The organism is Bacteroides sp. AR29 (genome assembly GCF_900217715.1).
Lineage (GTDB): Bacteria > Bacteroidota > Bacteroidia > Bacteroidales > Bacteroidaceae > Bacteroides > Bacteroides uniformis.
Window position 1 is genome coordinate 34755 of sequence record NZ_OBMS01000011.1, and the last position, 13591, is coordinate 48345.

The following is a 13591-nucleotide window of genomic DNA, read 5'->3' on the forward strand; positions in this document are numbered from 1 at the left end:
TTGTAGCCAATCAACCTACTTCCTCGCAGATACGCATTTCCATACCTTTATACACCACCACAATCTTATGCAACCGGGTGGCGCCGATGCCACGCTTCACCGTTTCCGTATCGGCATAGCGGTCGGCCTGGGCGATGGCTTCCCGGCGAAGTTCCTCCACACGGGTTTCGGAATCCTTATACTTGGCATATTTCAGTTCTACGATGTAGCTGTGCTTCATGTCGGAGTAGATTTCCAGCATCGGGCAGAGGAAAATATCTACATAACCTTCCTGCGTGTCCTGCTCGGAGACGGGACGGTAGAAACGGTTCTGCGCAGTCATGGCAAGGGTGAAGCCGTGGACGAAGGACTCGCCTTTCTGCTTGTCGCGCTGCGAGGCATAGCGGTGCAGGCAGTCGGCAATGTAGCCGAAGTAGGATTGCCAGTCGCCGTCGTAAGCCAGAGCCGAGGAAAGTTCGCTCTTTTCGTAACTGCTGAAACTCAGGTCGGCATCGTCGTAAGTATTCAGCAGATAGGTATAGAGCTGTTCCTGCACCACCATGTTGGGGATGGTGAGCCTTGCCTTTCCCTTATACGTGCCGCTGATGGTGAGCATTCCGAAGTAGTAGAGCAGACTGATGAAGTTGTCGGGATTGGTGATGCTGACGGCAGGGAAGCTGTCTTTCAGTTCACCGGTGATGAAGCCTTGACTCACGAGAGTCTGTATGACGGAAGCATCGTGGGCAAACTCCTTGTCCTTGCGGATGAGCATACGCAGTTTCTCGTAGTCAATGCGGATGTTGCTCTCTATCATGTTGCGTGGTGCTTTGCCATCATCAATGTAGTTCTTGACGAAGTAAAGCACCATATTGGAGTTGTACATCGTGGTTTCACCGTAGCATTCCTGCGCGAAGCAGTAGTTGTCGTACCACGGTTTCATCATCTCTATCAACTCGTCCACGCTGTGGTGGAAGGGGCTGTTTGCTGAATAATAGGCCAACATTCCGCGCACCTCCTCCTCGGTGAATCCCATCATCTGGTTGAACTTCGGCGCGAGGGAGTAGTTGGTGCCGATGTTGAAACCGCTGGTCAGGTCGTCCATCGTCACGGGGCTTACGCCGGTAATGAAGCAACGCTTGATGCTGGAATAAGTTCCTGCTTTCACCTTGTTGAAAAAAGAGCGCAGATAGCCTTCGCCATGCGTCTCATCCGTATAGCGGTGCAGGCTTTCGGGACTGGAAAGGATGGCGTTGGTGAAGTGGTCGTACTCGTCGATGAAGAGATACATATCCTGTCCGGCACGTGCGCAAGCCTGATAGAGGTAATCCAACTGCTCCACGGCTCCGCTCACCGCACGCAGTCCTTCCAGAGTATCTTGCGGAAGGAGGTCGGCGTATATCTTGCAGAAGTTCTCGAAAGTAATGCCGCAATGCGCGTCCAGCCCCTTGCGGTAGTCGTTCAGCTCGCCGCTGATGCCCGAGAAGTTGAGATAGAGCACCAGATAGCTATTGCGGCTCGGCGTGGGGTGTTGCCCGATGTACAGGTCACCGAAAAGGGCTTCGAACTTGTCGCGGGTGCGCACGTCGTAGTAGTGTTGCAGCATATTCAGCGTGAGGCTCTTGCCGAAGCGGCGCGGACGGATGAAGAAGAAGAAGCGGTCCGCCTCCTCTATCATGGGGATGAAGCGGGTCTTGTCCACATAATAATAATTGTCTTGGCGGATATCCGCGAAGTTCATCATGCCGTAGGGAAGTCTCTTTCTGCCGGGTACTATGTATTTCAATGGGTCCATCTGCTGTCCTCCTGCTATTTTTTCTATTTAATCCGTCCTTTTCTGCCGTTAACGACACAAAGATAACAAAAGAAATAAACTTTATCTTCTTCATGCCATCAGATTTTCGAGTCATTGCCCTGCTCAAGGATTACATAGGGCTATAAACAAGATGGAAAACAGCAGTAAGGTTACGGAAAATTTGCATGGCAAGCAGTTCTTTCGTTTTGTCTGCCAAGAATAACGGAATATTCAGCAGATTCGTTGTCTGTGAATTGATTCTTTTTCCATGCAAAAAAGATAATTGCCGGATAATTCGTTAGGAATCTTTCGTCGTTCTAAAGATGTCACAAAGTCTGCTTTCCATGCTGACAGATGCTTAAATACTTCTCTTCCAAACATAGCATTTCACGTTTTTGATATCAGAAACGTGAACTTTCTCACATTTCTGATATGAGTTTTGTGCAAAAACACACATTTTCGGCAGTAAGCCGAACTATTCATTTACGTGAACAATAACGCTCACTATAGTGAACTGTTGACATACAAGGTGTTTTAATACAACAAACATCTGTAATCAAGCATAGTAACGCCTTGCCCTCATGGTTACTCTCATAGCTATATGCCCGATGAATAAAGGGATGCAGTACATTATGAGAGCATGAGGGTAAAACTGCATTCAACTCTTAGCTGGCCCTGAAAATGTCTTCTGAAGCAAGACAAACAAAGTATTTGATCCGCAACGCAATCATAATTCAAGCATAAGCACTTCTTTCGGTTGTAGTCGGATAATTGCTCCTAACTTCACATCAGTATCTGTCAGCACATTCCTTGCATCGGTTTTATTTCCTATTACCTCCTTATAATGAGCCAAATCCCAATCGACCTCTTTATTTACCCCATTCATCACGACCAATATACTTTTCCCATTGTACGAACGTTCATATACATATATATTGTTGCGAGGCATAAAGTGCTTCATCTTGCCTTTGGAAATAACATCATTCCCCTTACGCCAATGCAGTAACTTTTTCATAAAACCGAAAGCTTCTTGCTGTATAGCCGTTCTCCCACTCTCTTCGAAAACACTGAGTGCATCTTCTTTCCATCCTCCCGACATATCCGGACGTATATATCCAAAATCAATTTTTGTAGTACCAGTCATCAACAGTTCCTGCCCATAATACAATTGCGGAATGCCAGGAATTGTCAATAACAAGACAACTGCCTGCTTATAGGCATCCAAAGAACTCGGAGTTTCCAATAAGAAACGATCAGAATCATGGTTCTCAAGCAAACGCATCACATTATTAATATCAGAATAGCAAAAGTCATAAGCCAAATGTTCAAAAACGAGTTGCAGACCGGTATTCCAGGAGGTTTCTTCATGAAAAGCCTTACTTGCCACTTCCCTTAAACGGAAATCCATCACAGACTTTAGTCCCGTATCGGCCTTCTCATTAACCAAACTGCCTTGTTGCCAATATGCAGCACCAACCGTATTATTAGGAATCATCACTTCGCCCACAATATTGAAATTGGGATACTCCTCAAACACTTCTCGACACCAACGTACCATCATGTCCGGATCGGGATATACATATGTATCTTGACGTACACCATCCAAATTGGCATATTCAATCCACCATATTGAATTCTGAATTAAATAATCAGCCACAAAATGATTCCTCTGATTCAAGTCGGGCATTGTGGGAACGAACCAGCCATCTGTCATCTCCTCCTTATCTATATCCGAGGCGTAAGGATCAAAAAAGACGGTTTTATCATGATTGGTCTCAACATATTTGTCCTTATCCCAATTATTAAACCAATTATGCATTGGCGGGTCAAGCAACCAAGGATGCTTGCTTCCACAATGATTGAAGACCATGTCCATTATCAATTTCATTCCACGCCGATGCAGGCACTCTGCCAACCGGACATAATCTTCATTTGTCCCCAACCGAGGGTCTATTTTATAATAATCAGTTGCGGCATAACCGTGATAAGAACCTTCTCCCATATCATTTTCCAACACGGGTGTTGTCCAGATGGCAGTAACTCCCAAACTATCCAAATAATCAAGATGTTGCATAATACCCGCCAAATCACCGCCATGCCGGGCATTGACATCTTTACGATTTACAGCATAGGGATAATTCATTTTTATTTGGTCATTGCTTTCATCGCCATTAGCAAAGCGATCCGGCATCAATAGATAAACAACATCAGAAGAATTAAATCCAACCTTTTCATCACCATTTCCTTGACGTTGTTTCAATTCATAAGAGCAGTTCAGTTTCTTCTTTCCTTTCACAAACTCAATATCGAACTTCCCCGGCATTGCCTCTTCCACATCTAAGTATAATACCAGATAGTTGGGGCTTTCCATTGGATGCACACTTTTCAGCACAACTCCCGGATAATTAATGACAGGTTTGTAAGCGCCTATATCATCACCATAAACCATCAATTGCAGTTGGGGATTTTTCATACCGCACCACCAAAAGGCCGGTTCTACTTTTATTGAAGATGTGGATTTTACTTCCACCAAATCAGCAGAAGATAAACCTTGCCATGCAGCGCTCCATTGGCACAAGCATAAAGCGAATAATGCAATAAAATATCTGGTTTTCATATCTATTTTAGATTTGCGCGTTCATTATAATTAGAATACAATTCAATCCATTGACGACTTTGGATGAAGTTAACGGATAAACCCACTGAATTCCTTCATCGCCGGAAGCGATTTACCAGTGCGATTATCAAAAAGCCCCCGATTCAGCCAACCTTCCGTCACCGTATTTCCGCAGGCATTTTCTTCGGGAAACCACCAGAATAGGCCGGTCACGTTGGCATGACGGCGCAATTCGGCTACCAGTTCGTGAGTAAAGATACGTTGCCCTTCAGTGCTGATGGGATAAAACTCAGAATACTGGTCCGCACTCTTTGCCCATTGGTCTTTCTCATGCGAATAATAGGCGGCAGTTTCCACAATCATGACTTCCTTATCGGGAAAATTTACAGCGAGAGAATCGAGCGTAGCACCAAGAACTCCCACCGCTTTGTGCCACATAGGATAATAACTAAGTCCGATAACATCATAATCGAGCTGTCGCAAATGGTTATAATAAGATTTCGTCTTGTCCCATTCGCCCGCCTTCTCTGTATGAATAATAATCTTTGCCCGTGGACATACTTCACGGCAGGCCTTGGCACCACTCTCCAATAGTTTTACAAGTATGTCCCAGTTATCCTTTCCAAGCGGCTCCACCTTCGCCGCAGGCCACATCATCCCGTTGGTTATCTCATTCCCCACTTGTATCAAGTCGGGGCATGCACCGGCTTTCACCATCACTTCAAGGCTTTTTCTGGTATATTGATAGACACTGTCGGGAAGCGATGCTACACCGCTATTTTTCCAACGATACGGCATGAACTGCTTGCCAGGGTCGGCCCACGTATCAGAATAGTGGAAGTCAAGCATAAACTGATACCCGGCTTTTTTTATTCTTTGCCCCAGTTTCATCACATAATCCAAATCTTGACACACGCCTTCTCCCTTATGCTCTGCCGAAGCCCTGTCCGGTTCCACAAACAAACGTACACGAATGGCATTCCAACCTTCTTCCTTGAAATATTCGAGGGGAGCGACAGCTTTTCCTGCTTCGTCACGATATACGGTTCCTGCTTCTTCGTAACTTGGCAACAAAGAGATGTCCCCACCAAGAAGACGCTGCTGTGCATGAATTCCCAAGCACAATACAAACAGAAAAAACAAAGTGGACATTAATCTAAAAGTCTTCATATCAATATCTGTAAATGATTGCTTAACGAAAACATAAAAGCCCTCTTCCTCGTATTTTCCATTGCGAGAAAAAGGGCTTTATTCTTATTTAAAAAAAAGATTATTTGAAAGAACCTATGCCGTCAGTAAAGTTCAAGTAAGCTTTCTGACCGGCAGCAACCTTTACTCGTTCTTGATCATTACCACTACCACGATATACAATCTTTCCATCGAGAACGATGAATTCAGTCTTCCACCAGTCGTAACCGCCAAAGTTCACACACATACGCACTTCATCGGCAGCGCCAAAGGCGGGAGAAACGAATTCGCCGTCTTTTCCCGTAGGAACGGTGAACTTGTTAACGTCTGCAACCTCCCATTTACCATCAGCAGCAGTACCGCCAATCAGATAAATATTCGGAGCAAGCACATTGACTATGCGGTCGGTTGTGTTCACTACGTGCAGTAAGTACCAACCGGCATTCTTAGCTAACAGATTGGTGCCATCAGCAGTCAAGCCGGCACCGGCTTCGTCATTAATCGTTGCCTCGCCACCAAAGTCATTTCCCCAACCGGCTTGCGGAGCAAACTTAATCTGTTCGCCAGCTTCCAGATATACAATAGTCCAGAATTCGCCTTCGGCACTATGAATCGGAGTTAACTGTTTCCATGTATCACCCCAACCATAGTTGCTGCCGGTCATAAAGAGGTCGATTGTCTTGATGGCAACTTTAAAGCTCATGTTGACAACATCCAGCGTAACTATAAAATCATTGATGCCGCTAATGGCAGGTGCTTGTGGGCTGGGGCAAGAAGGATCGCCAACCCACGTCAGGAAGTTTTCAGTCGCCACATCGCCATCTTCGAAAGTTCCCAATACACCGGGATTGATGTCGTCGTCCCAAGAAGGATTCGTTGTATCGTAAGCACGATAGAACTTGAACCAAGACTTCTCGGCAGTAGTTGTCACAACTGCCTTGTAAAGACCATCCCCAATCTTCTCCATCACAATAGGTTCATTTGCATTCCATTTCTGGAAATCACCCATCATGCAATATCCCTTCTCACTGATAGCGGGAGTAGTAACCGGAGTCAACTTCACCTGTGCAGTACCCGATGTAGATACAGCCTCACCGGTAGTCAATTTGGCTGCGGCATCCACATTTACATCCAGAGTACGCTCCACGTGGGCACGGCTGTTAAAAGCTTTTCGAACAGCCAAGTCAAGTTCCAACGTGTTTACCTTAACCTTCCCGTCTTTAAACGCTGCATCAATGGCGACGCCATTCACATTTACGCTTTTGAAGGCAATGGAAGCTATATTCGCATTGCTGCTTGACAATGAAGCAATCACAACCGAATCTACTTTAAGACCTTCTGCATCATCAGCGTATTTGGCATATACATCGTCCATCACAATGGCAGCGTCAGTACCCGCCGCATAATTAATCTCATATTTGGCAGCAGCATCCTCCGGAGAATTGGATTGGGGGTTAGCCCAATCCGTATAATCATCCGTACAAGCACCTAAGGTAATTCCGGCAAGGAACATACCTGCGAGTATTTGATTTTTCTTCATAATGTTTTTCTTTTAAAATAGATTATCATTCAGGTTATTTCACCTCACCCGTTTCGTTGGCATCTACACCCGGAGTACCGAACTTGACGTACAGCTTCTGGCCTGCAGCAGGAACCACACTGTAATCAGAGCCCTTGTCGTTGGCCCAGCTGTCAGGAATGTTGAGATTACGCCAGAATACATTACCTTCGAAGAGTGTAAACTCTGTGCGCCACCACTCGAACGTACCAGCTTTTACGTAAGCGCGCATTTCGCCTCCGCCTACAAATGCCGGAGACACCCAAATGCCACTACCATCGGCAGGAGCCGTCAACTGCAAGGCAGGACTTGCTTCATCCCATCCACCGGTAGCATTACCAATGATATAAAGAGCCGCAGGATATACGGTCAGAGTATAGTCAATGGCTTCACCGTTAATCTTAGCCTTGAAGCAAAGTGTATACCAGCCACCTTTTGCAAACTTGATGTTACCACCATCATCCGAGATTCCGGCTCCGGCCTCGTCAGCGTAAGTCTTCACATCGGCATAGCCCAACCATTGTTCAGCGAAAGTACCCCATTTGAAAGCGCCTCCGTCGGCAATATATACCACTGTAAAATAATTACCGTCCAGACCGAACACACCGGCAAACGGCTTCCAAGTCTTCCAAGCTTCACCAATGTCAGAACCTGCAATGAACAACTTTTCGGGCAACGTGATGCTCGGGGCCTGATAGGTAGCCTTCACTTGCAGTTTGATTACGTTAGAGTAGCAACTGCCCAACTCCAACTTATTCACGTTAGCATGCAAACGCACATAAAGGTCTTTCACCTCGTTAGAAGGATATTCCACACCTTCATTAGCATCCTGGAACATAGTAACTACAGCATCGTTCATTCTCTTGCCCGACACTTTGATGGAAGTAGAAGTGGAACTTGTCACTACCTTATACACAGGTTCTTCTGCGCTAAAATCGTCAAAGGAAATCTCCACATCATAGTTAACGCTCAAAGGTATACCACCATAATCCGGCTGGCTGGTAGTAAAAGTGAGTTCATCGGCAGTCAGCAAGTCCAATACATTATTGGCTGCGTTGGCAGGCATATTCAATACAAATCCTGTAGTATTTTCGTGGAATGTAGGATTGCTATCTATATCCTTCTCACAAGAGGTGACCAACACCAATGCAAGGACGGGAAGCAACATTCTTAACAATATTTTTTTCATATTATTGTTTCGATTTTAATAAATTCGACAATTATTCTATTAGTAACGCGGGTTTTGAGTCAAGTTCTTATTACCATTGATGTCATCAGCCGGAATAGGATACACGTTGAAGAAATCTTCCACGCTCTTGCCTTCGGCTACACCACCCTTGAAATCCCAGAGGTACCCATCACCTGTGAAAAGGCCAAAACGAATCAAGTCACTGCGACGACGGCCTTCCATATAGAACTCACGGCACCATTCGTCAATGATATATTGTTCGGTGATGGTGGCTGGAGTAGAAGCGCCTGCACGGTCGCGCAAAACTTTAATATCATCGCGAGCCTGCTGTGGGTCACCGCTCAAACGGAACTTAGCCTCGGCACGGGTCAGATACATTTCGGCATAACGAATCAAAGGAATGTCCACATCAGGGAATTCATTGTGTGAGGTGGCTGCACCATCTGTGCGGATATTGCTCCATTTCACGATAGAAAGACCGGAATTGAAGCCTGCAATCTGATCGGCCTGCAATTTGCGGAGTCCGCCACCGCAACCGGAATAGAACAATGCACGGTCATCATTCGCTTTCGCCTGCACATCTTTGGTTGTAGTACCTGCCGCCTTATCAAGCGCAATAATATCAGCTTCGGTAGCATCTTTGGGAGCAGCCTCAGTAGCAAGCGGACAATCCTCGATAGTAGAGAAGAATTTCTTAACCAAAGCAGCACGAGAGAAGTTACAACTCCAGCCGTTGGAAGTACCTATATAGGGCATTCCGGTGATACGAGTGGAACTTACCAAATAGTTGGCACCACTATAACACTTTGTCTTGGCACCATCTTGGCGAATGGGTAGAATGATTTCTTTCATGGCTTGTACGTTCTGATCGTTGTCGGCCATAAATACCTGTTCGTAGCCGGTATAGCCATTCTTCTCTGCTTTAGAAAGCTCGTATTTTCCATCAAGCAAGTTACAATAGTCGATAGCCTTCTGGTAATCTTTCACGGCACCTTTAGTATAAACCTCCGAGTTCAAGGCCAAACGGGCGTGAAGCATATAAGCAGCTCCCTTGTCGGCACGGCCAAAATTGGCGGAATTATTGAACTCACCCACTTCAGCAAGCTGCGGTTCTATATCGGTCAATTCCTGGTCAATCCAGTCGTAAAGGTCTTTACCGGCCTTCTCTACCGGCAACTCGTAAATGTCGTATGTAGTCTTGAAAGGAGCTTTGCCCCAAAGGTCAAGGAAATACCACAGATGAAGAGCACGCAGGAAACGAACCTCAGCACGATAAAGTTTGTAATTGGGGTCATCAGCCTTATCTTCAGTGTTAGTAAGATAGAAGTTGCAAAGTGTCACATCAAATGCCAAACGTTGGAATGTCCATTGCACACGAGGAGATGAAGCCGTCCAGTCGATATTGGTGATTTGAGGAATATCGGTGTCAGTCTGCCAAGCCCAAAGACATTCATCAGTACAGAGTTCCTGCAAATTGAATGTAGTACGGTAAAATCCACTTTCACCTTCATCACTACTGATATCGCCACTACCGGCAGGACCTTTTTGCCCTGTCAGGCCCAGCGTACTGTAAACTTTCGCCAGCAATTCCATATCTTCATAAGACGAACTGGATTGCGGGTCGATGGACGAAATATTCAAGTCGTTGATACACGACGTTGCCACTCCACCTATCAGAAGGGCGGCAAGGGCTGTTTTCAAAAATATATGTTTCATCTTTATATACATTTAACGGATTAGAAATTCAGGCTCAAGCCAATTTGAATACTGAAAGGACGTGGATAAGGATTGGAGTCGATACCGCTTGCCACTTCAGGGTCGATACCTTTGTACTTGGATATAATGAATGGATTTTGAGTAGTAACGAATGCACGGCCGGAACATGTTTCATGACCTGCGACCTTGAACAGTGCGGGGAAAGAATATCCCAAAGTAATGTTGGAGCACTTCAAGTAGGAAGCATTACGTACGAAATAGTCACTCAAATAGTTGTCGTTGCCGGCTCCTACACCTGTAAAGCCCAATGCCACAGCTTCGGGAGTAGAGTTGTGCAGAGCACTGTTGGAATACAGACCAGACTGGCTGACCACTGCACGGTTGGACAAAAAGTCATAGTAAACATAGTTACCGAGGGAAGCACGGAAAGACATGCTCAAATCCCAATTCTTATAGAGGAATTTAGTGGTAAAGCCCATGATGACATCGGCAGAGGGTTTCTTGTAGAAATAGCGGTCACCATTGTCAATACGTCCGTTACCGTCACGGTCCACATACATACCTTCAATGGGTTTGCCATTCTCGTCATATACTTGCTGATATACAAAGAATGAGTTAGTAGATTCACCTACCGTATTGGCCTGGATCAAAGTATTGTTACCACGACCGATTTTATCTCCGGCCCATGCATAATAGCCTACTTCACCATCTACCAAGTCGGTAATCTCATTGTGATTCCAAGCGACATTATAGCTTACATCCCAAGTGAAATCTTTTGTAACAATGGGTTTTGCATTGATGGAGAATTCCACACCATAATTCTTCAACGAACCGATATTCTTGGTCAACTGAGAACCGAACTGCATACCAACAGGAATAGTGATGGAGTTCAGCAAATCCTTCGTTTCACGATAGTAACCATCAATATTAGCAGTGATACGGTTGTTCAAAAAGCCGAGGTCGAAACCAGCATTATAAGTAGTAGTAGTCTCCCACTTCAAGTCGGGGTTATAAGCCGATGGACGCATTGTACCATAGTAAGTATCACCAAAGGGATACTGGGCAAAAGAGTCGCTTGAAGTATAATGAGTTTCATAACCGAAGTCAGTTTTGATATCCTGCTGACCGGTCATACCCCAACCCAGACGAAGCTTAAACTCGTTCCACCAGGTAAGCTTTTTCATAAATGCCTCTTCATTGATTTTCCATGCCAATGCCACTGAAGGGAAGTAACCCCATCTGTTGTCATCAGAGAAACGAGAGGAACCGTCGGCACGGAACGTAGCCGTAAGCATGTATCTGTTGAGTAAAGTATAGTTCAAACGGCCGAAGTAAGAAACCAAAGAACTGTGAGTGGCCCATGCCTGTTCTTCTCTCAGCTTAGCGTCATGAGGTTCACCATTGTAAGGGTCGGTACCCTGCCCGTAGTCATAACCACTGCGGTGGAAATGGCTCTCTTCACCACCAACCATAATGTCAAAGTTATGTGCACCGATTTCTTTCACATACTGGGCATAAGCATTGGCAGTGATACTATATTTATAAGTCTGAGTCACGCCGTTCCAACCGTAGTAGTTGGGGCTATAAGCATATTTAGAAGTTATATCGTCCTGCTTGCTCTCTGTGTACTGACCTCCATAACTTGCATGCAGACGCAAATCCTCAAAGCCATGTACCTTATAATCCACATCAAAATTACCCGTAAAGTCATTGGCTACAGCTTTCGTTTCTTTGAGCATCAGCAGAGCCAAGGGATTCTGGGGAGCGTTGGGGTTATTAGTATATTTCCACTCGGGATTGAGGTCCTTGGGTGCCTGCGTATGCTGGAAATAGCCGCCAAAGAAAGGAGCACGCTCATCATCAGCGTCGAAATAAACAGGCTGCGTAGGATCCATTGAGAGGGCTGCTCCTATCGCACCGCCTGCATCAGCATAACGGTCTTTTTCGTACATATACTTGGCATTAATCTTCAAATTGAGATGATTGTCAAAGAAAGAGGGAGAAAGGCTCAAGCCGACATTGGCACGACGCATCCAAGAGGTTTCGACGATACCGTCAGAAGAATTATATCCCACACTCAAACGGTAAGGCATGTTCTTCAAACCGCCGGACACCGATACATTGTGGCTGTGAGAGATGGCTGTACGGAAAATCAAGTCCTGCCAGTCGGTATTGGCCTTGCCCATACCGACTTCACCGGCTTTGTCGCCCCACATGTTATTAATAAGATCGCGGAATTCATCGCCATCAAGCACATCATACTTTTTCTGGACCATAGAGATGGTCATGTCACCATTGTAGGATACTTTGGGAGCAGATCCGCTCTTACCTTTCTTCGTAGTAATGATGATAACGCCATTGGATGCACGGCTACCATAGATGGCAGTGGCCGAAGCATCCTTCAAAACGGTGAAAGTCTCGATATCGTTCGGATTGACCATCGCCAAAGGATTACTCATGCCTTTCGGAGTTTCGTTATCGATAGTCAAACCATCGATTACAATCAGCGGGTCATTAGAAGCATTCAGAGAAGAACCGCCACGTACACGAATCTGCGCACCGGCGCCCGGGGTACCTCCCGCAGTGATAACGTCCACACCGGCAACTTTACCGACCAACATATCCTGCGCATTGTTGGTGATACCTTTACTGAGTTCATCCGGTTTAATAGCAGTAACCGAACCAGTCAAGTCATCTTTCTTAGTGCGGCCATAGCCCACAACAACAACTTCGTCCAGCAATTCGCTATCTTCTACTAAAGTTACGATGATACTGGGAGCCGCAGCCACTTCCTGAGTTTTATAACCGATGAAAGAAATAACCAAAGTGGAACCCTTCGGAACATTTAATGAGAAATTACCATCCAAATCGGTAATAGTACCATTTGTAGCATTCCCTTTTTCCACTATACTCGCGCCTATCACGCCACCCAAGGCATCTTTCACATGCCCTTTCACAGTGATGTTCTGTGCATAAGCGCCTACAGACAAGAATAGCCCTAAGATTAGGGTAAGAATCGTTTGACAGATTCTAAGATTAACTTGCTTCATGCATTTAATAAATTAAAGTTAACAATATTAATTACCTATATATATTATTCGAAAAATAATTTTCGTACTTTCGCTTTCCAACGTCTTTCAAGTACCCAAAGCATGACGCAACAAAAATATGCTTTATTACTTTAGTAAAGTATAAAGAGAGTGTAAAATGTGGGAAACGAACAGTGCAAACGATTGCATGCGGTTGCACAAGATAGAAAAATCACTTGATATATCATAATACAGCGCTTCTCTCCACTCTACATGTGGTATTCTTGCACATAACATATATGTTTATTCTGCTGAAGTACAGAGATTTTCACCGCCTAACGGCCGTTAGGCGATTTGTTGATGGCCGTTGGCAGATCGCTTTACGGCCGTCAACAAATCGCTTTACGACCGTTAAGCACTACACAACATCAAGACAAAACAAAAGAAACACAAAGCTTTTACTGAAGAAATGCCATGCATGTATAAACCAAGCAACATACTTTCAGGATATGAATAACGTGTC

General features: G+C 45.2%; 7 protein-coding genes. All 7 read right to left on the reverse strand.

The window, feature by feature from the left end:
* Window positions 1-10: 10 nt before the first annotated feature.
* The 7 genes from CSD97_RS08990 to CSD97_RS09025 all read right to left on the reverse strand — a co-directional run bounded on the left by CSD97_RS08990 (window position 11) and on the right by CSD97_RS09025 (window position 13089).
* The gene (locus tag CSD97_RS08990; RefSeq protein WP_009036587.1) at window positions 11-1771 is read right to left on the reverse strand and encodes an AAA family ATPase; all 1761 of its coding nucleotides are present in this window, start codon (window positions 1769-1771) and stop codon (window positions 11-13) included.
* Window positions 1772-2498: 727 nt separating this feature from the next.
* Window positions 2499-4388: a glycoside hydrolase family 13 protein gene (locus CSD97_RS09000; protein WP_009036586.1), complete on the reverse strand. Its 1890-nt coding sequence runs from the start codon at window positions 4386-4388 to the stop codon at window positions 2499-2501.
* Between the two features lie 69 nt (window positions 4389-4457).
* Entirely contained in the window at window positions 4458-5558 is a 1101-nt protein-coding gene (locus tag CSD97_RS09005; RefSeq protein WP_016273191.1) for a glycosyl hydrolase 53 family protein, read from the reverse strand.
* A gap of 100 nt (window positions 5559-5658) precedes the next feature.
* Window positions 5659-7116, reverse strand: coding sequence for a DUF5115 domain-containing protein (locus CSD97_RS09010; RefSeq protein ID WP_009036584.1), 1458 nt, complete (start codon window positions 7114-7116; stop codon window positions 5659-5661).
* Window positions 7117-7150: 34 nt separating this feature from the next.
* Window positions 7151-8323, reverse strand: coding sequence for a SusE domain-containing protein (locus tag CSD97_RS09015; protein WP_009036583.1), 1173 nt, complete (start codon window positions 8321-8323; stop codon window positions 7151-7153).
* Between the two features lie 39 nt (window positions 8324-8362).
* A complete protein-coding gene (gene susD / locus CSD97_RS09020; RefSeq protein WP_009036582.1) occupies window positions 8363-10039 on the reverse strand; it encodes a starch-binding outer membrane lipoprotein SusD in 1677 nt (558 codons plus the stop codon).
* 20 nt (window positions 10040-10059) lie between these two features.
* Window positions 10060-13089, reverse strand: coding sequence for a TonB-dependent receptor (locus CSD97_RS09025; RefSeq protein WP_098032304.1), 3030 nt, complete (start codon window positions 13087-13089; stop codon window positions 10060-10062).
* Between the last annotated feature and the right edge of the window lie 502 nt (window positions 13090-13591).